The sequence below is a fragment of the Rhizobium sp. 10N414 genome, from assembly GCF_056394785.1.
In genome coordinates, this window is sequence record NZ_JBFTIN010000002.1 from 267,298 (window position 1) to 293,629 (window position 26,332).

Annotated in this window: 26 protein-coding genes; 3 read left to right on the forward strand and 23 right to left on the reverse strand. The window is 60.7% G+C overall.

Features of this window, described 5'->3' with window-relative positions:
* Positions 1 to 6: 6 nt before the first annotated feature.
* From AC1DE4_RS04480 to AC1DE4_RS04585, 22 genes are all read right to left on the reverse strand, one after another.
* On the reverse strand, positions 7 to 417 hold the full coding sequence (locus tag AC1DE4_RS04480) for a hypothetical protein (protein ID WP_062371674.1): 411 nt from the start codon (positions 415 to 417) through the stop codon (positions 7 to 9).
* A gap of 2 nt (positions 418 to 419) precedes the next feature.
* Positions 420 to 2,000, reverse strand: a complete 1,581-nt coding sequence (locus AC1DE4_RS04485; RefSeq protein WP_477880192.1) for a putative PEP-binding protein — start codon at positions 1,998 to 2,000, stop codon at positions 420 to 422.
* Entirely contained in the window at positions 1,984 to 2,328 is a 345-nt protein-coding gene (locus tag AC1DE4_RS04490; RefSeq protein WP_018855605.1) for an HPr family phosphocarrier protein, read from the reverse strand. Before AC1DE4_RS04490 ends, AC1DE4_RS04485 begins: the two co-directional genes overlap by 17 nt.
* Positions 2,328 to 2,726, reverse strand: coding sequence for a dihydroxyacetone kinase phosphoryl donor subunit DhaM (gene dhaM / locus AC1DE4_RS04495; protein WP_477880194.1), 399 nt, complete (start codon positions 2,724 to 2,726; stop codon positions 2,328 to 2,330). The genes AC1DE4_RS04490 and dhaM overlap by 1 nt, the downstream gene beginning before the upstream one ends.
* Positions 2,723 to 3,337 (reverse strand): dihydroxyacetone kinase subunit DhaL, encoded by a 615-nt coding sequence (gene dhaL, locus AC1DE4_RS04500; RefSeq protein WP_477880196.1) that lies wholly within the window; start codon positions 3,335 to 3,337, stop codon positions 2,723 to 2,725. The genes dhaM and dhaL overlap by 4 nt, the downstream gene beginning before the upstream one ends.
* 22 nt (positions 3,338 to 3,359) lie before the next feature.
* Positions 3,360 to 5,000, reverse strand: coding sequence for a dihydroxyacetone kinase subunit DhaK (locus AC1DE4_RS04505; protein ID WP_477880198.1), 1,641 nt, complete (start codon positions 4,998 to 5,000; stop codon positions 3,360 to 3,362).
* A 46-nt stretch (positions 5,001 to 5,046) separates the two neighbouring features.
* Entirely contained in the window at positions 5,047 to 6,054 is a 1,008-nt protein-coding gene (locus AC1DE4_RS04510) for an ABC transporter ATP-binding protein (protein WP_477880200.1), read from the reverse strand.
* Positions 6,047 to 7,144: an ABC transporter ATP-binding protein gene (locus AC1DE4_RS04515; protein ID WP_477880202.1), complete on the reverse strand. Its 1,098-nt coding sequence runs from the start codon at positions 7,142 to 7,144 to the stop codon at positions 6,047 to 6,049. The genes AC1DE4_RS04510 and AC1DE4_RS04515 overlap by 8 nt, the downstream gene beginning before the upstream one ends.
* 3 nt (positions 7,145 to 7,147) lie before the next feature.
* Complete coding sequence (locus AC1DE4_RS04520; RefSeq protein ID WP_113160696.1) at positions 7,148 to 7,363, reverse strand: hypothetical protein; 216 nt, start codon at positions 7,361 to 7,363, stop codon at positions 7,148 to 7,150.
* Entirely contained in the window at positions 7,360 to 8,313 is a 954-nt protein-coding gene (locus tag AC1DE4_RS04525; protein WP_025658499.1) for a carbohydrate ABC transporter permease, read from the reverse strand. Before AC1DE4_RS04525 ends, AC1DE4_RS04520 begins: the two co-directional genes overlap by 4 nt.
* Positions 8,310 to 9,278, reverse strand: coding sequence for a carbohydrate ABC transporter permease (locus AC1DE4_RS04530; protein WP_477880205.1), 969 nt, complete (start codon positions 9,276 to 9,278; stop codon positions 8,310 to 8,312). The genes AC1DE4_RS04525 and AC1DE4_RS04530 overlap by 4 nt, the downstream gene beginning before the upstream one ends.
* A gap of 101 nt (positions 9,279 to 9,379) precedes the next feature.
* Positions 9,380 to 10,705: an ABC transporter substrate-binding protein gene (locus tag AC1DE4_RS04535; protein WP_477880207.1), complete on the reverse strand. Its 1,326-nt coding sequence runs from the start codon at positions 10,703 to 10,705 to the stop codon at positions 9,380 to 9,382.
* Positions 10,706 to 11,069: 364 nt separating this feature from the next.
* A complete protein-coding gene (atzF, locus tag AC1DE4_RS04540) occupies positions 11,070 to 12,899 on the reverse strand; it encodes an allophanate hydrolase (protein ID WP_477880209.1) in 1,830 nt (609 codons plus the stop codon).
* On the reverse strand, positions 12,896 to 13,249 hold the full coding sequence (locus tag AC1DE4_RS04545; protein WP_025658502.1) for a cupin domain-containing protein: 354 nt from the start codon (positions 13,247 to 13,249) through the stop codon (positions 12,896 to 12,898). Before AC1DE4_RS04545 ends, atzF begins: the two co-directional genes overlap by 4 nt.
* Positions 13,242 to 13,910: a cysteine hydrolase family protein gene (locus AC1DE4_RS04550; protein ID WP_477880211.1), complete on the reverse strand. Its 669-nt coding sequence runs from the start codon at positions 13,908 to 13,910 to the stop codon at positions 13,242 to 13,244. The genes AC1DE4_RS04545 and AC1DE4_RS04550 overlap by 8 nt, the downstream gene beginning before the upstream one ends.
* Positions 13,910 to 15,460, reverse strand: coding sequence for an ABC transporter ATP-binding protein (locus tag AC1DE4_RS04555; protein ID WP_477880213.1), 1,551 nt, complete (start codon positions 15,458 to 15,460; stop codon positions 13,910 to 13,912). Before AC1DE4_RS04555 ends, AC1DE4_RS04550 begins: the two co-directional genes overlap by 1 nt.
* Complete coding sequence (gene atzD, locus AC1DE4_RS04560; RefSeq protein ID WP_477880215.1) at positions 15,457 to 16,518, reverse strand: cyanuric acid amidohydrolase; 1,062 nt, start codon at positions 16,516 to 16,518, stop codon at positions 15,457 to 15,459. The genes AC1DE4_RS04555 and atzD overlap by 4 nt, the downstream gene beginning before the upstream one ends.
* Positions 16,518 to 17,219 carry a biuret amidohydrolase gene (gene biuH / locus AC1DE4_RS04565; RefSeq protein WP_477880217.1) on the reverse strand — a complete coding sequence of 234 codons (702 nt, stop codon included), beginning with the start codon at positions 17,217 to 17,219 and terminating at the stop codon, positions 16,518 to 16,520. Before biuH ends, atzD begins: the two co-directional genes overlap by 1 nt.
* A gap of 9 nt (positions 17,220 to 17,228) precedes the next feature.
* Positions 17,229 to 18,245 (reverse strand): formamidase, encoded by a 1,017-nt coding sequence (locus AC1DE4_RS04570; protein ID WP_477880219.1) that lies wholly within the window; start codon positions 18,243 to 18,245, stop codon positions 17,229 to 17,231.
* Positions 18,246 to 18,255: 10 nt separating this feature from the next.
* Positions 18,256 to 19,182: an ABC transporter permease gene (locus tag AC1DE4_RS04575; RefSeq protein WP_477880333.1), complete on the reverse strand. Its 927-nt coding sequence runs from the start codon at positions 19,180 to 19,182 to the stop codon at positions 18,256 to 18,258.
* Positions 19,182 to 20,312, reverse strand: coding sequence for an ABC transporter permease (locus tag AC1DE4_RS04580; protein ID WP_477880221.1), 1,131 nt, complete (start codon positions 20,310 to 20,312; stop codon positions 19,182 to 19,184). Before AC1DE4_RS04580 ends, AC1DE4_RS04575 begins: the two co-directional genes overlap by 1 nt.
* 18 nt (positions 20,313 to 20,330) lie before the next feature.
* On the reverse strand, positions 20,331 to 21,455 hold the full coding sequence (locus AC1DE4_RS04585) for a BMP family ABC transporter substrate-binding protein (RefSeq protein WP_169679782.1): 1,125 nt from the start codon (positions 21,453 to 21,455) through the stop codon (positions 20,331 to 20,333).
* Positions 21,456 to 21,772: 317 nt separating this feature from the next.
* On the opposite strand from AC1DE4_RS04585, the gene AC1DE4_RS04590 reads away from it, so the two are divergent.
* Together AC1DE4_RS04590 and AC1DE4_RS04595 are read left to right on the forward strand one after the other, a co-directional pair.
* Positions 21,773 to 22,450 carry a GntR family transcriptional regulator gene (locus AC1DE4_RS04590; protein WP_477880224.1) on the forward strand — a complete coding sequence of 226 codons (678 nt, stop codon included), beginning with the start codon at positions 21,773 to 21,775 and terminating at the stop codon, positions 22,448 to 22,450.
* Positions 22,451 to 22,592: 142 nt separating this feature from the next.
* Positions 22,593 to 24,521 carry an adenylate/guanylate cyclase domain-containing protein gene (locus AC1DE4_RS04595; protein WP_477880226.1) on the forward strand — a complete coding sequence of 643 codons (1,929 nt, stop codon included), beginning with the start codon at positions 22,593 to 22,595 and terminating at the stop codon, positions 24,519 to 24,521.
* A 99-nt stretch (positions 24,522 to 24,620) separates the two neighbouring features.
* On the opposite strand, the gene AC1DE4_RS04600 is transcribed toward AC1DE4_RS04595, so the two are convergent.
* Positions 24,621 to 25,520 carry a LysR family transcriptional regulator gene (locus tag AC1DE4_RS04600; protein WP_477880228.1) on the reverse strand — a complete coding sequence of 300 codons (900 nt, stop codon included), beginning with the start codon at positions 25,518 to 25,520 and terminating at the stop codon, positions 24,621 to 24,623.
* A gap of 90 nt (positions 25,521 to 25,610) precedes the next feature.
* Between AC1DE4_RS04600 and AC1DE4_RS04605 the strand changes: the two genes are divergently transcribed.
* The gene (locus AC1DE4_RS04605; protein WP_477880230.1) at positions 25,611 to 26,315 is read left to right on the forward strand and encodes a haloacid dehalogenase type II; all 705 of its coding nucleotides are present in this window, start codon (positions 25,611 to 25,613) and stop codon (positions 26,313 to 26,315) included.
* Positions 26,316 to 26,332: the final 17 nt, after the last annotated feature.

The window sequence follows — 26,332 nt, forward strand, 5'->3', positions numbered from 1 at the left end:
GTCCGTTCAATCCGGCGATCCCGAAATTGCAGCGATCTTTTGCACCAAGTCGGTGATGGCCTCTTCGAGCAGGCGGTTGCGTCGTTCGTCACCGAAGTCAGGCACCATGATGGAAAGGTGTCGCAATTTCTCCGAGGCGCCAAATTCCGGCAGTTTGCCGGGATGGGCGATCTGATAAGCGTCGAGAAAGCGTTCCTGTTCGGCGGCGCTGAAATGGCAAACCCGGAAGATCGTCGCAAGATGACGCGCCGGAAGAGGCGTCGCATAAATGGGGCTGGTTATCTGGGTGACGAAGCTGCGATGCTTGCCGAGTTCCGTCGCCAGCCGCTGACGGGTTCCCGAAGGCCGGTTTTCGATGATCTGCGCCAGAATATTCTTATAGGCGATAATGGCGTCTTCGGTGTCTTCGCGCGCCATTCCTATTCTCCGGCTGCCCTTGTCCCATCGGCATTCAGGCCGACTATAGCCGATCTTATCGTGGGAAGCCGATCTGGCGCCACGGAAAAATGCCGCAGACCGACGGCGAGAAGATCAGAGATACGGGATGGATCGCCGGCCATGTCTCCGCAAATGCTGACTGGTTTGCCGCCGGCAAGCTTGACCGCATGTGCCACCAGGCGCAGCACTGCGGGCACTGCGCGGGCTTGATATCGAGCAAAGTCGGCCTGCTCGCGTGCGGAAGCGACGAGGTATTGCGAAAGGTCATTTGTGCCAAACGAAAAGAAGTCTGCGTTTTCGAATTGATCGAGCATGAGGGCCGCCGCCGGGACCTCCACCATCATGCCGATCGGGGGAATACGGTGCGGCACACCCCGGCTTGCGAGCAGGCTGGATTCTTCCCGATAGATCTGCCTGATATCGTCGACATCAGATGGAAAAGTCACCATCGGCAGCATGATGCGAAGATTGCCGAAGACCGCCGCGCGCAAAAGCGAGCGAGCTTGCACACGCGCAATTTCGGGCCGGGCTAGAAGAAGACGAATGCCGCGCAACGAGGACATTTCCGTGAGGCCGGAGAGCGGCTTGTCGCCACCGATATCCAACATACGGATTGTCACGGACCGGCCATCCGCCCAATCCAGGAGGCGGCGATAGATCTCAAATTGCTTTTCTTCGTTTGCGGCATCACCGACCGACGTCACCGCGAACTCCGAGCGCATCAGCCCTATGCCGGCGGTTGTCGCGACCGGGATCGCATCGATTTCGTCGGGAGCATTGACATTGATGGACAAGAGGACCTGCGCTCCGTCCGCGGTATGCAGGATTCCGCTGTCGAGTGGCGGTGCGGTGCTTGTTGGCGCACGGCTGACTTGCGTCGACGTCGCATGGTCCCTGGCTGTCTTTAGAATGACAGCACCTGAATCACCGTCGACTCCCATGTGTTGCCCTCCCTCCGTCGCGAAGCGGCCGGTACCAATCACCATCGGGACGGACCGGGATTTGGCAAGCAGGGCGACATGGCCGACGGCACTCCCTGCAAAAAGAACGATACCGCCGCCTGCCGACCAGTCATGGGCGAGGAAGCGGCTGGGTTCCATGTCCTTTCCGACATAGATGGATCCGGCTGGAAAGTCGTCGACCGGCGTTCCGGTGAGTACGGAGAGGACGCGGTTCTTGATGTCCAGAATATCGACGGCACGCGCCCTTAGTTGATCTTCTTCCGAGCATTCCAGTTCCCGGATGTATCCATCGAGCGTTCCGATCCAGGCGAAAGCTACATTTTCACCCGCATCGATGCGCGCGCCGGCCATCTCGGTCAGCGTTGGATCGCGGAGCACCTCGATCTGAAACTCGACGATGTCGCCGCCCTCGGGGTCTGCCCCGGTGCCAAGGTCCTGTAGTTCGCGGATGGCGGTGTCGATTGCGCTGGCGAGTTCGGCATGGCCGGAGATGCTTGATGGCGGTGACGGGGCAGGGGCCATTGGTTCGGCGACGAAGGCCGGTCCGTTGGCAACACCTGGCGCCGCGCTCGTGCCTTTCAATCTAAGCGGGGCGGCCATGTTTCTTTTCCTCATCGAAATTGCGCTCGACGAGGCCCTTCAATGCCCGGATCGCTTCTTCGGCGAGGATCCCGTCGGCGCGGATCTTAAGCACCGAGCCCTTGCGGATCTTGGCGCCCATGATCTTGATGATGCTCTTGCCATTCAGCCAGACGTCGCTGCCATTGACAGCGACCTCGATGGAGCAGGGGAACGACTTTGCCAGGCGCGTGAACGTCACCGAAGGCCGGGCATGCAGCCCGACGCCATGCTTGACCTCGACCTCCGTCTGGCAACTGGCATGGACCTGCCCGGCCTCATGGGTTCCTATGCGCAATCCACTGCTCATCAGGGTGAGAGCTCCTCTGCCGTTGCGACCACCTTGGTCAGTGATGCGCCACCGGAGGCCTCGGCAGCGGCGATAACGGCTCCTTCAACGATGGGGGCGTTGCAGATCGAGACCCGACTGGACCGGGGCGAGCCAAGCATTTCGATTGCCATTTCGCTGTTGGTTTCAGCTCCACCCAGATCGACGAAGACGGCTACGCCGGCGTCCGACCAGGCCTCTTCGATGGCTTTGAGAATTCCGCCGGCATCCGTTCCCAACTCGCCGTGACTGTTGCCACCGGACCAGGCAAGCGGCACGCTGTCGCCCACCATTTGCCGCACCATATCGGCGGTGCCACGCGCAATCAGCGGCGAGTGGGAGACAATTACAATTCCGACGTTTGGCGTCTTCGCATTCATGCGCTGCGGTGCTCCTCGAGATAGCGGCAGATCGCGGTTGTCAGAAGCGCACAACTTGAAGCGCCCGGATCGACATGGCCGATTGACCGGTCGCCGAGATAGGAAGCCCGTCCGCGCATCGCCCTCATGGCAGACGTCCGCTCGGCAGCAACTTCGGCTTGACGTGCGATGTCCGTCAAAGATGAACTATGCGCGAGTGCGTCCTGAACCGGATAGAGAACATCGAGAAGGGTCTTGTCCCCGGCATGCGAGCGGCCACGACGGGCGACCGCATCAATTGCCTGCCTCAGTACCGCTGGAAAATCTTGGTTCTGGTGCAATGCACGGAGCTCGCGACCCATCTCCATGAGCAGTGTGCCATAGAGAGGGCCGGCCGCTCCACCGATGTTCATAACGAGCGTCAGTCCGATCTTTTCAAGCGCGTCGGGCAAGGGAAGAGTTGCAACAGAGGCTTCCTCGGCGCTGACTGCGTCGCAGCCACGGCGCATATTCGTTCCGTGGTCACCGTCCCCAATCGCCCGATCAAGCGCGCAGAGATGTTCGCTGTTTGCCGCAATCGTTGCCCGGCAAGTCTCGATCAATCCCGTCAGAAGAACCGGTTCTGCCTGCATCCGATATCCTCCAATCGCCAATTCATGCCAGCGCTGCAACGACTTCGAACACGCCCGCCGTAGCGACAGCCCCTGGATCCGGCACTCCCTCCAGATCCTTCTCACCGACATAGGAGGCGCGGCCGGCCTTCGCCTTCAGCATTGCCTTTGTCGATTGAGCACCGGTAGCCGCAGCCTTCGCCGCGGCCGCGACATCACCTGATGCCAGGGCCGCGAGTGCGGGCGCCAGCGCGTCGACCATGGTACGATCGCCGATGCCGGCGCCTCCATAGAACGTCATCCGATCGAGCCCGGCAAGCAGGGCAGCGGCTATATCAGCCTTTTCCGCCATGGCCTTGGAGGCGGCCGTAAAAAAGATCGAGAGCAGTACGCCACTGGAGCCGCCCATGCTCGTGCTCAGAATCTCACCGATCGAGGCCATGGTGGCGCCAGCATCCTTCAGCGGCAGCGTGTCAATGTGGGAAAGAACGCTACGCGCGCCTGTTGCCACGGTGGAACCGGTATCGCCATCACCGACGCGGCCATCGAGGCGGTTCAACTCGCTCTCGAGGGAAACCAGATGCTCGCAGACCGCCGTCAAAAGGCGACGGCTCCGGCTGTCATCGCTAGCCGAGACCACTTCATCCCGGCCAGATATCTTATCCGGGGCGGGAACGATGGCGATCTCGTGCCGTTCGGCGACGGGTGGCCAGGCATGCGGCCCGACTGCGGCCTTCAGCGCGGCTTCGCGAGCAGCGTCCAGCCGAATGAGCGAAAGCGAAAAACCGTTCATGTTGAGCGCGGTCATCATCGGTGCCGGTCCGACGATCAGGCGCACGCGACGCGTGACCGGCGAGGACAACACGGCATTGGCAATGACGCCCATCTCAAGCGGCGGCACGGCGCCAAGGTTGTTGATCAACAATGCGTGGTCGTGCGCACCATCCAGTCTTGCGGCCAGTCGCTCGGTCATCGTCGCGACAAGGTCGACAACCGGCTGCAAGGCGATCCGCTCGACACCGGGCTCGCCATGGATGCCGAGGCCAAGCTCCCCTTCATTGGCGCCGAGCCGATCCTCATGCGCCTGACCGGGAACGCTGCAGGTCGAAAGCGACATGCCGAGTGAAACGATATCTCGGGCTGCGGCAGCCGCTTGTGCGGCGACCGTCTTCAGGTCGGCTCCTGCTTCGGCGTGGTAGCCGGCGATCTTATGCACAAACAAGGTACCGGCAACGCCGCGGGGCTGGTTGATTCCGGGGATCGCAATATCGTCGGCAACGATCACCATCTCGACATCGTAGCCTTCGGCACGGGCCTTTTCGGCAGCGAGGCCAAAGTTGAGCCGGTCGCCCGTATAGTTCTTGACGATCAGCAGGGCGCCCTTGGGGCCCGTTACCGCACGGATGGCCGTTAGCACGGCATCGACGCTCGGCGAAGCAAAGATCTCGCCCGATACAGCCGCTGTCAGCATGCCCTTGCCGACGAAGCCGGCATGCGAGGGCTCGTGACCCGCGCCGCCGCCGGAGATGATCGCGACCTTCGATTTATCCCAATCCGCGCGCAGGATCACCTTGATGTCGGGGAAGCTATCGAGACGGGCAAGACGACCGGCACTGCTTGTCAAGAGCAGACCATCGAGGGCTTCGGTAACAATGGTTTCCCGGCGATTGAAGAAATGTTTCATGGAGAGAGACCCGTCTTTTATGCAGTGTGTCTTGTATCGTTCAATTCTAGCCCAGACGCTGGCCGCTGGCGTCGAAATAGAGCGGATCGCGTAACGTGAGGCTGATTCGATCACCCGGCCGGATTGCGAGATATGGATCGGCAAGTGTGACGAGCTTGTGGTCGCGCACCCGGATGTGAAGGTGGTTCTGGTCGCCAAGGTGCTCGATCCAGTCGATTTCGGCATTGGCATTCTTTTCGACCATGATATCGAGATGCTCGGTTCGCGCACCGATCGTCCTGGTACCTGGCGGCGGATTGGCGCCTGGCAGGAGATCGGCGGGCAGCAGGTTGATATGCGGTTGGCCAAGCCGGGCAGCGACATCGAGGCTGGTGGGATTGCCGTAGATTTCACGCGGCGTTCCGACCTGCAACAGCCTGCCTCCAGCAACAATGCCGATCCGATCCGCCATCGTCATCGCTTCGACCTGGTCGTGGGTCACGTAAAGCAACGTAGAACCGAGTTCCTTCTGGATCCGTTTGAGTTCCAGGCGCAGTTCGGCGCGCAGCTTCGCATCGAGCGACGAGAGGGGTTCGTCCATCAGGTAGATGGCGGGCCGACGTACCAACGCCCGGCCGATCGCGACACGCTGCATTTCGCCGCCCGACAGACGCGTCGAACGGTTCTCGAGCTTGTGGTCGATCCGGACCATACGCGCAATTTCGCGCACGCGACGGTCGATCTCTTCAGCCCCTAACTTGCGCACCGGCGCTCGCAGCGGGAAGGCAAGGTTGTCGTAAACCGTCATGTGCGGATAGAGCGAATATTGCTGGAAGACGAAGGCGACGTCGCGCTCGGCGGGCGCTTCGCCCAAGACGTTGCGACCATTGATCTCGATGCGACCGCTATCCGGTCGTTCCAGGCCGGCAATGAGGCGCAGCGTCGTCGTCTTGCCGGCACCGGTCGGCCCAAGCAGGACGACGAACTCGCCATCGCGGATGGAAAGGTTGAGATCAGACAGAGCCTGCGTATCGCCAAAACGCTTGTCGAGGCCCTTGAGAACGATGTCAGCCATGCTCGGCCCCCGAGTAGAGTGCCGAAGCAATGGCGCGGCCCGACTGGCAGTCAAACAGCGCGAGCTTGGCCGAATTGAAGTCAAGACCGACCATCTCGCCGATCCGGAAGTTGCGGTTTGCCGGAACTCGCGCCTTGATGACGCCGCTCGACGTCTCGATCGTCACGACCTGATTGGTCCCGAGGTATTCGCTGCCATAAACCGCTCCCCTCAAGGGCGACGTATCGCTCAGGCGAATATGCTCAGGCCGAACCCCGAGTGCCAATTCGGCCTCGGCCAGGTCCTGGTGCACCTCGGGAACGGCGACATCGACCCCATGCAGCGAGACGGATCGCGCGCCTGTCTGCAGCCCCGAGGTGAAGCGCATGAAATTCATCGACGGCGAGCCGATGAAATCGGCGACATACATGGTGGCGGGCTTGCTGTAGATTTCCTGGGGCGTACCGAATTGCTCGATGACCCCATGGTTCATGACGGCAATCTTGTCGGCCATCGCCATCGCCTCATGCTGGTCATGGGTGACGTACACCGTCGTCGCTTGAATGCGGTTGTGCAGTTCACGAAGTTCGTGAACCATGACCTCGCGAAATTCGGCGTCGAGCGTCCCCAGCGGTTCGTCCATCAGGAAGCATTTGGGACGGCGCACGATGGCGCGACCGAGCGCCACGCGCTGCCGGTCACCGCCGGCAAGTCCGGAGACTGATCGGTCAAGGATATGATCGATCTGCAGCAGCCGCGCGGTTTCCTCGACGCGCTGGCGGATCTCGGCCTTCGGCATGCCCTGCGACAGCAGCGGAAAGCCGATGTTCTTGCGCACGTTCATATGCGGATAGAGCGCAAAGAGCTGGAAGACGAAGGCGATATCGCGCGCGCTGGCGCGGTTGAAGGTGACGTCTTCGCCGTCAAGATAGATCTTGCCGCTGGTCGGCAGTTCCAGACCGGCGATCATGCGCAGCGTCGTCGTCTTGCCGCAGCCGGACGGACCAAGCAGTGCCAGGAATTCGCCGTCATGGATGGTGAAGCTTGAATCCTGCACAGCAACGAAGCTGCCAAACTGCTTGCGGAGATTTTCTATTCTGATGTCCGCCATGGCTCACTCCGGAAACTTCGAGACGATGATGAACATGGCCGTGCCTGCGAGCAGCGTCACCAGCGAGTAGGTGTAGAGCACCAACAGGAATGGCTGGAAGAGCATGAGAAAGCCGATGGCAATCAACGCGGTTGCGATATTTTCCATTGGGCCGCGACGCAGGAAGAACGGGCGCTTCGGGCGGGATGGGCGGCGCGGTGTTTCTACGAGGTGGGTCATTTGCGGACCGCTCCGAAGGTGATGCCACGCAAGAGCTGCTTGCGCAGGAGAATGGTGAAGACGAGGATCGGGATCAGGAAGATCGTTGTTCCCGCCGCGACCGCCGGCCAGTCCTGACCGCCCTCGCCGATAATGGTCGGAATGAAGGGCGGTGCCGTCTGGGCTTCGCCCGATGTCAGCAGTGCCGCAAAGGCATACTCGTTCCAGGCAAAGATCAGACAGAAGATCGCGGTGGCGGCAATGCCGGTCGTTGCTTGCGGCAGGACGACTTTCCAGAAAGCCTGCAGCCGCGTGTAGCCGTCGATCATCGCTGCCTCCTCGTACTCCCGTGGGATCTCGTCGATGAAGCCCTTCAGGAGCCAGACTGCAAGAGAGACGTTGACCGCGGTGTAAAGCAGGATCATGCCCAGCGCCGTGTCGGAAAGACCAAGCTCCCGATACATGAGATAGATTGGGATGGCGACGGCGATCGGCGGCATCATGCGTGTCGACAGGATGAAGAACAACAGGTCGTCGGCAAGGGGGACCCTGAAACGCGAGAAGCCATAGGCGGCCAGCGTTCCCAATGAGACGGCCAGGAATGTCGAGCCGAAGGCAATCACCAGCGAGTTGGCAAAGCGCGGCAGGAAATTCGAGGGACCGGCGATCACCATGTTGCGCTTGCGGGTGACCTCGTCGCAGGTGCCGGTCGGCGCGGGCAGGGAGGCGATGTATTCCGGCGTCTGCCGCGTCCTTGTTGTCAGGAGGTTGCAGTAGCCTTCCAGCGTCGGTGTGAAGATGATCTTCGGAGGGTAGCTGATGGAGTCCGGCGGAGACTTGATGCTGGTCAGGAAGATCCAGACGAGAGGGATCATGGTGATCAGGGCGTAAAGGATCACGATAGTGCCGGCGATCCGCTTGTTGGCCCGGCTCGGTTCGACGACGGAATGGGCTGAGGTGACGGAGCTCATCGTTGCTTCACCTTGTTGAGTGCCTTGACGTAGATGTTGGCGAGGCCGAACACGGCAACGAAGAGGATGATGGCGAAGGCAGACRCCCGCCCTGTCGCCCAGCTCTCGAAGGCCGTGCGCTTCAAGGTGATCGAGGCCACTTCGGTGGTCGAACCCGGGCCGCCACCTGTCAGCAGTGTAACCATGTCGAACATCTTGAAGTTCTCGATGCCGCGGAACAGTACGGCGAGCATGATGAAAGGCAGGGCCATCGGCACGGTGATCGACCAGAATTGCCGCCATGGGGAGGCGCGGTCGACCTCGGCTGCCTCATAGATGTAGTCCGGGATGGATCGCAGGCCAGCGAGGCAGATCAGCATGACATAAGGCGTCCACATCCAGGTATCGACAATGATGATGGCCCAAGGCGCCAGCGTCACACTGCCGAGCATCTGGATGTCGGCGGTCGGAATGCCGGTGATGAGCGAAACCGCGTAGGCAAAAAGACCAATCTGCGGCTCGTAGAGAAAGCGCCAGAAATTTCCGACAACAGCCGGAGACAGCATCATCGGTATCAGGATGAGCGTCGTCCAGAACGCGTGGCCACGAAACTTGCGGTCGATCAGATAGGCGAGCGTAAAGCCGATTACCGTCTGCAGAAGGATCGTCCAAAACACGAAATGCGCCGTCGTCTGCATGGCCTGCCAGATATCCGGGTCGTTCAGGACACGCTGGTAGTTGCTAAATCCGACGTTCAGAACAGGCGCATTCGGGCGGTTGGCACGATAGTTCGTGAACGACAGATAGATCGCCCAGATGAGCGGGAAGATGTTGATGGCGAGAAGCAGGATGATGGCCGGTGCAATGAACAACCAGGCAATCGCTCGGTCGGAAAGTCCCCGGACACGGCGTGCGACTGATATCGGCGTCGCCCTCGCTGTCGCGTCAGCTGCCTTTTCGACCATGGAGGAAGATGAAATGTTCAAGGTATCACCTGGTCTTTGCGTATGTGAGACACGTGGCGGCCCGGCAGTCTTGGCGATCCGGGCCGCCATTCTGGCAAGAATGTTTTGCGTCCAGCCGGACACTAGATCTTGCCGTCGTCCTTGAAGACTTCGGTCCAGTCTTTCACGAGGCCATCGAGCGCTTCCTGAGCCGTGCCGTTGCCGGCCACGACATAGTTATGAACGCGCTTCTGCATATCCTGCAGGAGGGTTGCGTAGCTTGGCTCTGCCCAGAAATCCTTGACGATCGCCATCGAGTCCAGGAATGCCTGGGCATAAGGCCGGCTGGACGCAAAGTCCGGGGCGTTCACAACTGACTTCAGGCACGAGTAGCCGCCGAGCTGCCACCACTTGGCCTGCACTTCAGGCTGGGCGAACCACTTGATGTACTGCAGCGCCGCGTCCTTCTTGTCGGAGTATGAGACGACCGAGATACCCTGTCCGCCAAGCTGGGCGAAATGTTTCTTTTCCGCCGGATTGGGGAAGAAGCCGATCTTGTCGCCACCGACTTTCTCATCCTTGTAGAGACCCGGCCATGTGAAGGCGAAGTTCATCTGCATGGCCACCTGGCCGGACTTGAAGGCGTCGGCGGATTCAACCATGTAAACGTTGGAACTGCCGGGCGGTGTGCAGCAGTCATAGAGTGCCTTGTAGAACTCCAGTCCCTTGACCGCATCGGGCGAATTGACGAAGCCTTCCATCTCGTAGGGCTTGTCTGGGTTGTCGTACTGGAAGCCCCAATCGTAGAGGACGTTGGTCACGCCCATCGTGATGCCTTCAGAGCCGCGCTCCGTATAGATCGAGGCGCCGTAGACGGTCTTGCCATCGATCTCGCGCTTCTGGAAGAACTCGGCGATCTGCTTCAGCTCGTCGTAGGTCTTTGGCGCCGCGAGATCGTGACCATACTTTGCCTTGAATTCCTTCTGCAGTTCCGGCCGCTCGAACCAGTCCTTGCGGTAGGTCCAGCCGACCACATCGCCCATGGCGGGCAGCGCCCAATAGTTCGGCGTATTCTTCGGCCATTCCGAATAGCCCACAACCGTCGCCGGCACGAAGTCATCCATCTTGATGCCTTCCTTGTCGAAGAAGTCGTTGAGCTTGACGTAATGGCCGTTTTCAGCCGAGCCACCGATCCACTGGCTGTCGCCGATGATCAGGTCGCAGAGCTTGCCATGGGAGTTCAGTTCATTGAGGAAGCGGTCTGCATAGCTCGTCCACGGTACGAACTCGAACTTCATTTCAGTGCCGGTTTTGGCGGTGAAATCCTTGGAGAGCTCGACCAGTGCGTTTGCCGGATCCCATGCGGCCCAGCAGAGCGTCAATTGGTCGGCTTTGGCGAGATTGGGCAGCGCCGACGAGATGATGAACGCCGAGGCCAGCCCGAGAAGGGCTTTCGATTTCTTTTGCATAAGTTCCTCCCAGAACCAAAGGCCGGCTCCCCGCCGACCGCGCAAGTTCACCCATTTGCGAGAATGCCTACATGAACTCCTCAACTCTCATGTTTAGCAATATGTTTAGTGATAGTAATTTTTCTAAACATTGCAAGTGGCAATCGTTGTTGCTCCGCAGCAATTGCTGACCTCCATGCTTACCTGCGCCCGTGGCCACAAGATCATTGCTGCCGGTTGAACCGACCGCGGTTACCTCAGAAACGGAGCCAGAGAGCGGCCGCATTGGCGTCGTGGCAACGCAGCCGGTTATCTTGGCAGCTGGCGCTGCCGTAACAGATGGTGAGAACTCCCCGGCTCTGCGATCCACAATTGCCGGGATTGATCAGCCTGCGCTTCGCGCTCTCCGGTCGGTGTCCGCCGCCACATAGTTGCGCCAGCCGCCATAGTTGGTGATGTCGGTGGCCCCTGTTATCCCTGCGGGCTCAACAAGGAAGCCTTTAGCCACAGTTCCGTCTGACAGACTGATTGAGCCGATTCCAAGCGGCGAGGGTATTGCCGCCACGAATTGCCCGAAGGCAGCGGGCGTCAAGCGCCAGACTTCCACGTCGATGCGGCCGCCTCTGCCGGCCTCAACACGGATCATCCCCGGCTTGGCGGGCACCTGGCCGCCAAGGGCATAGAGCCTGTAGGCATCCGATGTCTGCGCCTGCCGAGAGAACACGGCGTCGAGGTCGCGCAGTTGGACGTTTAGTTGCATGCCGGAGAGATGCGCACCGACGACAACGAGATCGATCATCCCATCCTCATCAATTCTCGCCGGTTTCGGAAAAGCCGGTGGCAGAGACCAGCTTGTCGCTCCCAGACTGACACCGGCTGCTTGGTGGATCTCTCGGGCAAGGGAGGCCGCCAGGCCATCCCGGCCGGACGGCGCCAGCAGGGTCACGCTCGCCGGGAGGCCGTCGCCACGCTTGCCAGTCGGCACGGCGACCCCGCACATATCGAGCAGATTGACGAAATTGGTATAGGTCCCAAGCCGCGAGTTCTCGCGGATCGGTTCGGCGGCGAGGTCGGCCAGCGTATAGTGCCTCGGGGCCGTCGGCACACAGAAGAGATCGACAGAATCGATGATCGGCTGCACTGTCTGCTTCAGAGCCTGAAGGGCGTAGAGACCATTGAAGGCATCGGCTGCGCTCAGCGCCTTCGCGCCACCATAGATCTTGCGTGTGACCGGATGGAAACTTGCCTCGTTGGCATCGAAGAAGGCCTTCACCGCGGCATAGCGTTCCGCCACCCAGGCGCCTTCGTAGAGCAGATTGGCAACCTTGTAGAAATCTTCGAACGGCACTTCGACCACGCGATGACCGAGCATCGTCAGCATCGCGAGCGCGCTCTCGTACGAAGCCTCCATGCGGGCGTCGCCAAAGAACTGGCGGTCTGCCATTGAAGGAACCCCGATGCTCAGGACCGGCGGAAGAGAACCATAGCCGGATGCGGCTACATCCTTCGAGTAAGCATCCGCCGCGTCGTAGCACGCGGTGGTGTCAAAGACACGCCATGCATCATCGACGGTAAGGGCAAATATGGAAACACAGTCGAGCGTGCGGCAGGCCGGTATGACACCCGCCGTCGAAAGGGCGCCGACGCTCGGCTTGAGGCCGACGATGTTGTTAAGTCCTGCAGGGATACGGCCGGAGCCGGCCGTATCCGTTCCGAGCGCGAAACTGACGATCCCTTGGGCGGTGGCGACGRCCGAGCCGGAGCTGGAGCCACCGGGAACGAGGTTGGCGTCGATGGCGTTGCGAGGGATCGGGTAGGGCGAGCGGACGCCCACGAGGCCTGTTGCGAACTGGTCAAGGTTTGTCTTGCCGATGACGAGGGCCCCGGCCTGCTTGAGCAAGCGAACGACGGTCGCATCAACAGCCGGTACATAGGAATAGTCAGGGCAGGCAGCCGTTGTCGGCATGCCGGCGACATCGATGTTGTCCTTCACGGCAAAGGGGATGCCCCAGAGCGGCTTGGCCTCGGCATCAAACGGACCGAGCGCTTCCACTTCGGCAAGCAGCGCTTCGCGATCTGAGAGATGAAGAAAGATACCAGGATCGTTGACTTCGGCCAGGCGCGCAAACACCCGGCCAATGATCGTGTCGGGGCTTCCACCCAAAGCGTAGAATGCGTGCAGCGATGCGATGTCGAAAGCCGGTGCGCCGGTCATGCTATTTCCTCTTCCAGTATCCTTACGGGCCGATCCCATTGGATCAGCACCACGCAGCCGGTGTCACTCCAGACGGAATGCTCGGTTCCAGCCGCATTCACGACATAGCTGCCGCGCCCATAGTCGCCGGCCTCATCGGATTGTGTGCCTTCCAGGACCAGGATGGTTTCGAGCCCCTCGTGTCGATGCCGCGGTACGGAGGCTCCGGCCTCGTATTTCAAAAGGGCGACCCCCGGCTGATCGTTTTCGAAAGGTCGGATCCAGTGGATCGTAACGTCCTCACGAAATGGAGAGAAAGTTAGCTCTTTCCAGCCACCTAGCGTCAGAAGCTCGCGTGTCGTCTCAGGCATGACCAATCGCCTCCAATATGTCGTCCACATGTGAAGTCCATCCAACGATCCCGCCCTGGGCGCGGATCATGGCGATGGCGGCATCCTTGAACTCGGGAAAATAGCTCTCGGTTGCTTCTTCGGCGAGAAGGCATTCGTACCCGCGATCATTGGCTTCGCGCATGGTCGTCTGAACGCAGACCTCGGTTGTGACGCCGGCAAAGACAAGCTGGCTGATGCCCCTCGCTTTCAAGATCTCGCCGAGTTCGGTCGCGTAGAATGCGCCTTTGCCCGGCTTCTCGATCACGATTTCGCCCTTGACGGGGGCAAGCTCCGCCAGGATCGCCGTGCCAGCCTCTCCGGCAATCAAGATCCGTCCCATCGGCCCGTCATCGCCGATCCGAAGGGTTGGAGCGCCGCGGTTGCGCTTGGCGGGGGGCAGATCGGAAAGATCCGGCTTGTGGCACTCCATGGTGTGAATGACAGGCAGGCCGGCCTCGCGAAATCCCTCAATCAGCCGTTTGACGTCGGGAATGATCCTGGTGATGCGGCTGACATCGTTGCCGAGGCTTGCGCCAAAACCGCCTGGCTCGGCAAAGTCACGCTGCATGTCGATGACGATGAGCGCCAGTTGGTCGGGCCTGGCCGGAAAGGCAAAAGGTTGTGCCTTGATGTCTGGCATCAGTGATGTCCTGCCATATGCGCGCCGATGACCGAGATATCGGCAGCGCGCGCCGGGGTTTCGTAGACCAGCTTGCCGTCCGAGATGACCATGATCCGGTCGGACATCTCCAACAGTTCGTCGAGATCCTCCGACAGCAGCAGCACGGCCGCACCGGAGTTGCGCGCCCTCATGATGCGGGCGCGGATTTCCGCGACAGCTGAGAAATCGAGGCCGAAGCAAGGATTGGCGACGATCAGGAGATCGACTTCGCCGGTCAGTTCACGCGCCAGCACCGCGCGTTGCACATTGCCGCCGGAAAGGGCTGCGATCGGCGAGGCGGAGGAAGCGGTCCTGACCTTGTAATCGGTGATCAGATCCGTCGCGCGTTTCTTCATCCTGCCCTTGTTGAGCCAGATCGCATCTTTTCCGTCGTTTTTCAGATCGAATGTACGGAAGGCAAGATTCTCGCTGACCGTCATGCGGGGCGCGCAGGCATTGTGCAGGGGCTCCTCGGGAATGAAGCGCACATTGTTCCGGCGCGTCTCCGGCCGGGTCGCGCCGTAGGCGTCGCCGTTGACAAGCACGCTGCCCGCCTCGGTCGGCCGCTGGCCGGCCAGGATCTCCGTCAGCTCCTTCTGGCCGTTGCCCGATATGCCGGCGATACCGACGATTTCGCCGGAGCGAACCGTCAGGGTCTCGATCTCAATGGTTTTCAACCCCGAGCGATCCGGTGCCTTGACCTTTTCCACCTTGAGAACAGGCTTTGCCATCTCAGACACTGGCACGCGTGTGTCGAGCTGGGCGAGCTTGACGTCGCCGATCATCATCGATGCCATCTCTGCGGCCGACAGCTGGTCGACCCCTCCGCCGCCGACCAGCTTGCCGCGCCGCAGGATCGAAACCGCGTCGGCGAACTTCGTAACCTCATGGAACTTGTGTGAGATCATCAGCACGGTCAGCTCGCCGCGATCCGTCATGCCGCGCACCAGTCCGAGCATTTCGTCCGCCTCGGCTGGCGTCAGCACGGATGTCGGTTCGTCGAGCACCAGGAAACTGCGGCCGAGATAGAGCTGCTTGACGATTTCGAGCTTCTGCTTTTCGCCAGCGGCCAGCTCGCTGACGGGGCGATCGAGCGGAATCTTGAACGGCATGTGCTCCATGAAGGCTGCAAGATCCCTGCGCTCCTTGGCCCAGTTGATCACCGCGGGCACGGCAGCCCGGCTGATGACGAGGTTTTCGGCGCCCGTCAGCGACGGCACCAGCGTGAAATGCTGGTAGACCATGCCGAGCCCATAGGTTGCCGCATCCCTGGGAGAGGTGATCGCCACTTCGCGCCCATCGACCGAGAGCGAACCCGAGGTTTGATGGTAGAAGCCCATGATGCACTTGACGAGCGTTGACTTGCCGGCGCCGTTCTCGCCGAGGAGCGCATGGAAGGTTCCGGCCGGGATATCGATCGATACGTGGTCGAGCGCCGTGAAGCTGGCAAACCGCATCGTCATGTCGAGCGTCTGGATGCCGACGGCCTTGCCAGCCTGGGGAAGAGGCGTGTCGCGTACGATACTCACTTCAGGTCTCCTTTTTCGACGATAATTGCGACCGGCCCGCCACCTGGCGGTCCCTGATGTTCGGCACCGCCCGATACGTATAAGTCGGTCATGCCGAAGACGCCGGCGAGCACGCCGCCCACAAACGCGCGGGCATGGCGTGTGCCGGCGATATCGGAGTCGTTCAGCATGGTATGGCGCTTGCCACCAACGTGACCGGACGGGTCCGGCTCGGCCTTGGCCAGCACGGCCGCGAGCCTTCCTTCCGCCGGCAGACGATCCCAGGCAGCGCGGACGGATCCAGTGTCTATCGCGTCCCGCATGACGGCATGGTCGATGGTGAGAGGCCCGGACCATTTTGCGCTCATGCCGAGTACAATGACCTCATGATCCAAGAGCTCGACGCCTGAAGAAGCCGAGGCGCATCGGGAATAGAGATCGAAGCGGCTACAGATGTCACTGTCGTCGATGGCGTCGATATCCACCTCGCCAAGTGCAACGGCAACGCCAAGTGCCGACGCGCCGCGTGACAGCGCCATTGATTTCAGCGTATCGCGCGTCGCCGTCGTCTTTCCGGCTGATTCCGCATCGGCAATCCGCTGAGAGGTCAGCAGCGGGCATTTGATCTGTACGAAGTGGACATCGGCGGTGTCCTCGATCCCGGCATCCCGGATGGCGGCTTTAACCGCCGCCGCCACCATGCGGACCTGTTCGCAGCGACCGAGTTGTTCAGGCGGCAGGGCAGGGGTGCGCGCCACGCCGATTGCCAGAGCCCCTTCTCCAGGCTCCTCGACCTGTTTGCGCGTGAAGATGGTCCAGTGAGGCGCGAGCGCGCCTTCCGTGCCGCCGGACATGACGATTGAGACGCCTTCCACATTCTGTTCATCGAACAGCCGCTCGAAGCTGCGTGTGGCGTAGCCGCGGGTGAAGTCGTTGACGCAGCCGTTGCCCTCGGTCTTGCCAAGCACGGCGACCACGTCGGAAGCGTCAATTCGGCCGGCAAACAGGGCTTCGACACCGGAGACATCGTCCGGACTGCCTGCCGGGACGCGAAAGACATGAGCACGCAAGGAGGGCATCAGGGAAGGGCCTCGATCAGGGTAGCCGCGTTGGACACAGATCCGAATACGCCGCCCTGCATCTTCACCATCTTGATGGCCGCGAGGTGATTGCCATGGTCGGTGGCGCCGCAGCAATCCTCGAGCAGCAGGCACTCAAAGCCGCGATCGTTGGCCTCGCGCATCGTCGTGTGAACGCAGACATCGGTGGTGATGCCTGTCAGGATGATGTTCTCGATCCGCTTCTGGTTGAGGATCAACTCCAGATCCGTGGCACAGAAAGAGCCTTTGCCGGGCTTATCGATGATCGTCTCGCCCTCGATCGGCTTCAGCTCATCTATAATATCCCAGCCCGGCTCTCCGCGAACGAGGATGCGGCCGCAAGGGCCGGCGTCGCCGATGCCAGCGTTAATACGCTGCGAGCGCCAGCGCTTGTTCGCCGGCAGGTCGGCGAGATCGGGCCGATGCCCCTCCCGGGTGTGGATGATGTGATAGCCCTTGGCGCGCATGGCCGAAAGGACCCTCTTGATCGGCTCGATCGGTGCGCGCACGAGCGAAAGATCATAGCCCATATGATCCACGTAGCCGCCTGGACCGCAGAAATCCGTCTGCATGTCGATGATGACGAGCGCCGTGTTGTCCGGCCTCAGCGCGCCGTTGTAGGGCCAGGCATAGGGATCGGCATTGATGTAGCGTCCCTTGTTTTCGACAATCGCATCCATCGTCTTCTCCTATTCGCCCGCAAGTTTGAAAGTTTCGCCATAGCGCCGCGCCGGCTTGTGGAAGCCGCAGGACGTGCCGTCGACGACCTTGACCTCATCTTCCCAGGGTAACCGGTACCGGCCCGCGATGAGATCGTGCATGTAGCTGTAAGGCGCGTCCCCCGCGCCGCCGGCGACGGCGACATAACCGCGATGGCCGAACTGGTAGATATTGTTCTCGACGCCCCAGCTGCGCCGCGCCTCACGCACCAGGTCAGGCCGGACCTCGGCGGTGATGATCTCGTTCGGGCGACCGGACGTGCCGTGGGCGATGATCGTGCCGTCGAAATTGCAGATCATGCCTTCGCCCATGGAGTCGAACGTGCCGTCCGAACCGCACATGCAGACGCTGGCGGTCACCATCAGATTGCAGAAGGCGTTTGACTGGTTGGTGAACTTCCAGCTGTCGCGGATCGGAGCGGTATAGCCCGCTGTCCGGATCATGATCTCCGCGCCCTTGTAGGCGCACTCCCGGGCCATCTCCGGAAACATCCCGTCATGGCAGATGATCAGTGCGAGCTTCGCGCCTTTCGGTCCCTCGATCACCGGAATGCCGAAGTTGCCAGGCTCCCAGGGCTCGACCGGCACCCATGGATGCATCTTGCGATAATGGAGTTTCAGTTCGCCACTGTCGTCGATGACGATGCCCGAATTGTACGGCATCCCATCCGGATTGAATTCCATGATCGAGAAACAGCCCCAGATGCGGTTTTCGCGGCAGGCTCTCTTGAAGGCAGCAACCTCCGGCCCGTCGAGCGAACACATGATCTCGGGATTGATGTCCATCGACAGGCCATGCAGCGCATACTCGGGGAAGACGACGAGATCCATGCCTGCCTGGTTGCGACGGGCCTTGCCGACGAGGTCGACGATAACCTCTGTCTGCCTTGCAAGGTCCTCCCTGGTGACCGTAACGGGTAGCTGAAGCTGGACCAGGCCGATACCGACGCCATGTTCGGATTTGTTAAGGCCGCCGAGACCATTCATGGCAGATCCCCTATTTCGTGAGCGACAATGCGCCGGGGGCACCGGCAAGCGAACGTGTTGGTGAGGACGTGGCAATGAGGATGGCGAGCGTCAGCACGTAGGGAGCCGCGTAGAACAGGTAGTAGCCCTGCGTGACGCCGACCGACTGCAAGGCAGGACCCAGTGCGCCCGCACCGCCGAAGAGAAGGGCGGCCAGGAAGCAGCCGATAGGGTTCCAGCGCGCGAAGATCACCAGCGCCACCGCCATCAGGCCCTGTCCGGAAGAAATGCCTTCGTTCCAGGAGCCGGGATAGTAGAGCGAGAGATAGGCCCCGCCCAAGGCGGCGAGCGACCCGCCGACGCCGGTGGCGAGCAGCCGGACACGATCCGGATTGATCCCCATCGCCCGCGCCGCATCGGTGCTGTCGCCGACAACGCGCAATACGAGACCGACACGGGTGTTCTTGAACCCCCACCACAGGAAGAGTGCCAGCGCGCCGCCCACGATGAAGAGCACATTGATGTTCAGTGCCGCCTGAACCTGCGGAAGATTGGACCACGCACCGAGCGGGATCGACGGCAGATGCGGTGCTGCCGGCTGAATGAAGGGCTTGCCGAGAAAGAAGGCCAGTCCCAGCCCGAATTGCATCATGGCGATGCCGATCGCGATGTCGTTCACCTTCGGCCACTTGCAGATCCATCCGTGCACGAGGCCGAAGACGGTTCCGGAGCCCATGGCCGCCAGCACGCCGAGCCAGGGCGAGCCGGTAAGCACGGCGACCGCGTAGGCCGTCATGGCCCCGAAGACCAGCGTACCTTCGAGGCCAAGGTTGATGCGGCCAGAGCGTTCGGTGATGGTCTCGCCGAGGCTGACGAAGATGAAGGGTGTCGAGACGCGGATCGCGCCCGCAAAGATGGCGAGGGGTACACCCCAGATGCCGATGCCGCTCGCTTCCATCATGGGCTCCTTTTCCAGAGGTCGGGATTGAAGATCTTGAAGCGACCGTAGAAGGTCTCGCAAAAGAGGATGACGACGAAGAGCGTTCCTTGCAGCACCAGGACCGTTGCGTCAGGCAAGGCCATGCGGCGCTGGATGAGGCCGCCCGACGCATCGATGCCGCCAAGCAGGATGGCGACCGGAATGATCGCCAGTGGATTGTGCCGCGCCAGGAAGGCGACGAGGATGCCGGTATAGCCGTAGCCTGCCGCCAGCGAGGTATTGGCGCTGCCTTGGACGGCGGCGACCTCGATCATGCCGGCAAGACCGGCGAAGCTGCCGGCGATCGCCGTGAAGCCGACGATCAGGCGGCCGACCGGCAACCCCTGTATCTGCGCGGCGCGAACATTGCCGCCGGCGATGCGCGCCGCGAAGCCATAGCTCGTGACCTCGATCAGCACCCACGAGATGATGCAGGCGACGACGCCGATTGCGAGCCCCCAGTGCACATCCATTCCGGGTATCTTGCCGAGCATGTATTCGGCGGGCAGGGGGGTGGTGGAGGGTTTGTTAAGGCTCGCCGGATCGCGCAGTGGTCCTTCGACGAACTGGTTCATGAGGGCGATGGCGATATAGGCGAGCAGCAGCGAGGAAATGGTCTCGTTGACCCCGCGATAGTGCCGCAGGAAGCCTGCAAGACCGATCCAGATGCCGCCGACGAGCATCGCCGCCGCCGCCATCAGCAGCAGAACAAGGAAGGCGGGCAGCGTTCCGACGAACGGCAATGCGGCCGCCGCCGCAGCAACGCCACCCAATACGACCGCGCCCTCGCCGCCGATGATGACGAGCCCGAGACGCGCCGGCAAGGCGACGCAAAGCGCCGTCAGGAGAAGGGGGGCGGCCCGGCTGAGGCTGTTCTGGATCGAGAACCAGCTGCCGAAGCCGCCTGTGTACATCAATTGGAACAAGGTGACCGGCGATTTGCCGATCACGAGAATGAAGATGGAGAAGAGCGCCAGCCCGATCAGGATCGCGCCGCAACTGATGACGACAGGCTCTGCGCGCCGTGCGACCCACTCAAGGATGGGTCTAACAACGGACGATCGTTGGGAAGCGATGGCTATTGCGGAGGTATTCGCCTCGACTGTCATGACGCTTCTCCCTCCGGATCAGGCCGTGGATCCGACGACGCCTTCCACGAGATACGCCATGCTCTCGAGCTCGATGGCATCTTCGGCATAGCTCTTGTCGGGCGTGACGACGACGTTGCCCTTGTTGTCCTTGATCGGCCCCTTGAAGACGGAGAACTTGCCGGTCATCATTTCGGCGAGCGTTGCGTCGAACTTCGTCCGTCCTTCGGCTGGCACGGCAGGTCCGAGCGGGCTCATCTTGACGAAGCCATCCTTGAGGCCACCGCGCACGAAATTGCCGAGCTTCTCGCCGGCCTGGGCCTTCTTGACAAAATCGGTGTAGACGTTGCCCCACGCCCATTCGGCGCCGGTCAGATATTTTTCAGGAGCCAGCGGGCTCTGGTTTGCGTGGTAGCCGCAGACGAAGGCGCCGCGACCGGCTGCCGTCTCGACAACGACCTTCGGGCTGTCGACATGGCAGGTGATAACATCCGCGCCCTGGTCGATCAGCGCGTTGGTCGCTTCGGCTTCCTTGACGGCAAGCGACCATTCGCCCGTGAAGATGACCTGGCAGGTGATCGACGGATCGACCGAGCGTGCCCCGAGCAGGAAGGCGTTGATGTTCTGCAGCACCTGCGGAATGGGCTTGGCCGCGACAAAGCCGAGCTTCTTGCTTTTCGACGTGTAGCCAGCCGCGACCCCGTTCAGGTATTGACCCTGGAAGATATAGCCGAAATACGACCCCGTGTTTGCAGGGTTCTTGCCCTCCTGCCAGAGGCCGCCGCAATGGCGGAACTGCACATCCGGGTACTTTGCCGCCATCGCCAGCATATGCGGGTCGAAGTAGCCGAACGACGTCGGGAAGATCAGTGTCGCGCCATCGAGGTTGATCATCGACTCCATCGTCTTCTGGACATCGACGGTTTCGGGGACATTCTCTTCTTCAACGATCGTAACGCCCGGCAGGGCCTTCAGCGCCGCCGCCCCTTCGGCATGGGCCTGGTTGTAGCCGTAGTCGTCCTTGGGGCCAACATAGATGAAGCCGACGGTGAGTGCGGTCTGGGCGAGAGCGCGGCCCGACAGCAGGCCTGGCGTCAAGGCGAGTGCTCCGGCGGCGGAAACCTGCAGAAAGTGGCGGCGGTTCATGGAAAGGAGTTTGGTCATCGGAATGCTCCTTGCGGCCAGGGCCGGTTCAAAAAAACGTTGCAGAAAAGTGTATGCAATGACCGTGCCATATTCTAAGTAATTGAATTATCGCACCAATATTAGCCGCACTGTTTTGCTTGTCCAAACTGTATGCAGTTTTCCTGCAATAATGACCAAAAATTAGTCTTTGATTACTATTCACTCATCCGCCTTGTCGTCTGGCCCTTCACAAAAGCTCGCTGGGGCAACGCAATGCCTCTAGAAACAAGAAGATAATTGACTTGTACGCCAACTGGCCGCATCTGTATGCAGTTGACGCAGCAAGAATCAGGATCGTGACAGAGATCAAGCGCAGGCAGGTAATCAGGGCGGGCACAACCGTCGAGCAGATGGTTCGCGCCATCGCGGATATGATTGTGACCGGCCTTTTCGTTCCCGGCGAGAGGATGGATGAGATCTCGTTGGCCGCCCGCTTCGATGTCTCCCGCACGCCGGTCCGGGAGGCGCTGCGCGAACTTGGCGCCATGGGGCTGGTCGATCGTGAGCCCAACCGCAGTGCCGTCGTCGCGAACCTGACGGAGACTTATCTGCATTCGATGTTCGAGGCGATGTCGGAATTGGAGGCCATCTGCGCACGGCTCTCGGCCGAACGCATGACTGTCGATGAGCGGCGCTCCCTCGAACTCGAGCATCGGGCCTCGGCAAAACTGGTGCACGCTGGAGCCGAAGAAGGCTATGCTGCGCACAACACGGAGTTTCACACTCGCCTTTATCGTGGGGCCCATAACGAGCACATCTTCGAATTGGCGACGCAAACCCGCGCACGACTGGCACCGTTCCGCCGGGCGCAGTTCCGCCTGCCCGGCCGCCTGGCCAAATCCTATGACGAGCACGATGTCATCGTGACGGCGATCATGCGTGGAGATGTGGCGGCAGCCGGTCAGGCAGCCTATTCGCACGTTGCTAATGTGAGTGACGCGAGCATAACATTCGCCACAGCGAAGAACGCCTGAGAAGCTGTGGCCGATCCATCTTGCTCAGGCCCGAAATCGGTGAAAGATAAGGCCGTGAAACGGATACGGCGACCTCAGAAATGGCCAAGGGCAAAGACACGACAGGATTTAGAAAGGTTGGCCTGAGGTGGAGGAAGTGAAAGTGTCTTCCTCGCGAAGCGATCCCGAGATGCCCTGGTCCCAGCCGCTACGCCTGCACCTCAGCATCGTGATCGTACTCCTGCTCGTAAGCGTCTGCACGCCGCTGATGTGGCTTACATACCAACATGGGCGGTCATCCGCGATCGATGCCGCGCAGGAGAAGATGCGGCTGTTGAGCTTGCATGCGCTCGATCACTATCGCAGCGTCTTCGACAGCGGCTATTCCGCCATTGAGACAAGCTCCGCCCTGGCACCAATGGTATCGGTGCCGCCGGCGGAGCTCGACGCAAAGCGCGACTTCCTGCTGAAGGCGCTGCAGGGGTCACCAAAACTGGACAGCTTGTATGCCGGCTATCCGGACGGTTCCTTTATTCAGGCAGCCAGTGTCCTCACCAATCCGAAATGGAGCCAAGTCCTTTCAGCACCGTCCGGCACAGCATTTGCGCTGATCACCATTGGGCAATCCGCTGAAGGGATGACGTCCGCCTGGCGGTTCCTGGATGTCAACGGCAACCTGCTCGCCGAGCGCGACAGCAAAAACGTGACTTACGATCCTCGGCAACGGCTCTGGTATCGCGCTGCCGTTGCAAAAGATGGGCCCGCCTCGGTTGGCCCGTATGTCACCGCCGCGACGCAGTCACTGAGCCTGACGCTCGCCACGCCGATGGAAAAGGACAGGCGCGTCGTGGCGGGCGCAGACGTGCTTCTGGAAACCATCAGCAGCCTGCTTAACGAGGAAGCAATATCGGCACATGCACGTGGCTATGTTTTCGACGATCACCGGCGCCTGATCGTCCACTCTGACCCGACGATCATGGCAGTAATCCTCGAAACGCTCTCCAATACGTCGCGCGATGAAGTTGCTGCACCGTATTCAGGGGATCCGGCTTTCGACGCAGTCAGGCAACTGCTGCTGACGGAAGCCGGCACCAGGGGAGGCGTGGCGCATTTTTCGGTTGCGGGGCTGCCATACATGGCCCAGATCTCGCCGGTCGAGTTTTCCGGCCTGCTCAAGGGCAACACGCTCGTCATTGCGGCACCTGTCGACGATTTTGTCGGTCCAAGCAACCGCTTGCTGATCAAGACGCTGATGATTGCCGGTGGTGTCCTTGTTGCGGGTATTGTGGCAGCGCTCGTCGTCGCGCGGCTCATCAGCAATGCGCTCTTTTCTCTGGCTGCCGAAGCCAGGCAAATTGGGGATCTGGATTTCAAGGGACAGGGAGCATACCGCTCCATGATCGCCGAGATCAACATTCTCGCAAACGCACTTGCCGCAGCACGTGACGCGATCCGTAATTTTTCTCTCTATGTGCCGCGGGAACTTGTACGCAAGATCGTCAGCGCCGGGAAAGTCGAAACCGCGGTTGCCTCGCGTCAGGACGTCACCCTGCTTTTTACCGACATCCGGGATTTTACGACAATTTCTGAGCAGTATTCCCCGGAAAGCGTTACTGCGCTGCTCTCGTCCTATTTTCAGTTGATGAACGATATCGTGGAGCAGCACAACGGAGTTATCGTCCAATATCTGGGTGACTCGATTTTCGGCATGTGGAACGCACCGGTGCCGGATCCTCAACACGTGCAGAACGGCTGTCGTTGCGCCCTGGCACTAAAGGCGGCGATCGACGAATTCAATATGGCTAACCGGGCCTCGGGGCGCCCGGAATTCATCACCCGGTTCGGTCTTCATACCGGGCCGGCGGTTGTCGGCAGTGTTGGTGCCCAGACCCGTCGCCAGTACACAGCTATGGGCGACACGGTCAACGTGGCGTCCCGTCTGGAAGGCATGAACAAGGAGTTCGGCACCTCTATCCTCGCAAGCAGGGCGATCACCGCAAAGGCGGGGGATGCATTCCGTTTTCGGTCTCTTGGACTGGCGCAAGCCAAGGGTCGTTTCGAACAGATCGAGGTGTTCGAGCTTGTTTGCTAGTTGAAACCTCTTCGATCCTGCGCAGCAAAGTGCGACGTTGCCGGGGTTTTGGTCATTGCGAAACGGCCTTGTGTGTGCTCACAGCAATCAGGGCCGAAATCAATTCACGCGGGCGATGGGCGTTTTGGAGCTTCGCCTCAGCGCGGTCAGGTTCACTATCAGAAAATCGGCCGTCTCCTTGACCGCCGGTTCCAGCTTCCTTGTGGCCGCGATCAGCGCAAGTTCGGACGCAGGTTCCTGCGCAAAACCGTCAGCACCGTTCAACGGCTGATGCTCGGGCAGTATCGCATCGACCGGAAGCAAGCTGATGCCGAGGCCGGATGCAACGGCCGCCTGAACTCCCATCAGGCCTTGGCTCGAATAGGCGATACGCCAACGTCGTCCGCTTTCCTCAATTGCCCGGATGGCCCTTTCGCGATAGATGCACCCGGGTGGGAACACCGCAAGCGGAATCGGATCGGTCCCGCCGGAAAGGGTTCGGCTACCCACCCAACTTAGCGGTTCCTCCCACTTGGCAATACAGCTACCATCGCCCGGCTCGCGCTTGATAAGGGCTAGATCGAGCTCTCCCGCTTGAAGAAGCCTTCGCAACTCGAAGCTCCAGCCGCTGATCGTATCGAGCCTCGTATGTGAAGTGGTCCGCGCAAAGCCGGAGAGCAGGTCAATCATCCGCCGCCCGGCAAAGTCTTCCGGAACGCCGAGCCGCACGGTCTTCGGAACCGGGACCGAGCGGCCCAGAGCTTCGTCTGCCTCCGCCAAGATCGACAGTATCCGCCGGGCGTAGCTCATCAGCAGTTCACCCTCCTCCGTCGTTCGCACACGGCCCGAGGCGCGGTCGCGGATGAGAAGCGTGCGTCCAAGATTGGTCTCGAGCTTCTTGACCTGCTGGCTGATCGTTGATTGCGTGAGGTGAACACGCTCAGCCGCCCGTGTAAACCCGCCTGTCTCGACGACGGCGGCAAAAGTGCGCAGAAGGTCGAGATCGAAACCGAAGCTCATTTGAGTTTCCAATAATAAATATGGTGACATTTAATTTCCAAATGATCGCGCCAGATGTCAATCCTGCTTGGAAACAACCAGGAGACCGAGATGACACTTTCAGGACCGCACCCGAAATGGCTGACCTTCGATTGCTATGGCACCCTCATCCAGTGGGACGAAGGGTTGCTTGCGGCAATGGACAGGATTCTCGCGGGAAATAAGCAATCAATCGACCGGGATGCCTTCATTGCCGTGTACGACCGGCACGAGCATCGGCTCGAGACGGAGCGCCCACACCGTTCGTTCCAAGATGTAAGCGCGGCCGCACTTGCGCTCGCGATGAAGGAATTCTCCCTCGAGGTATCGCCCGGCGACGCGGATCTTCTCACCTCATCCATCAGCCGCATGCCGCCCTTTCCAGAGGTGGTTGAGACATTGGCCAGACTGAAGGCGGCGGGGTTCAAACTTGCCATTATCTCCAATACGGACGATGCGATCATAGCCGGAAATGTCGCGCAACTCGGCGGTTGGGTCGATCGGGTGATCACGGCGGAGCAGGCCGGAGCCTACAAGCCGACAAGACAGATATTCCAATATGCCTGGCAAGAGCTTGGCGTCGAAAAGCAACAACTGGTTCATGTTTGTGCGAGCCCTCATCTCGATCTCGCTGCGGCGAGGGAGCTTGGCTTCAGAACGGTATGGGTCGACCGCGGAACCGGCCGCAAGCCGCTTGCCGACTACGCGCCGGACGCAATTATTGCCCGACTTGACGAGCTTCCCGACTTGCTTTCCGCCGCAGGCTGGATGGAATAGGGCCAATATTTTTAGGG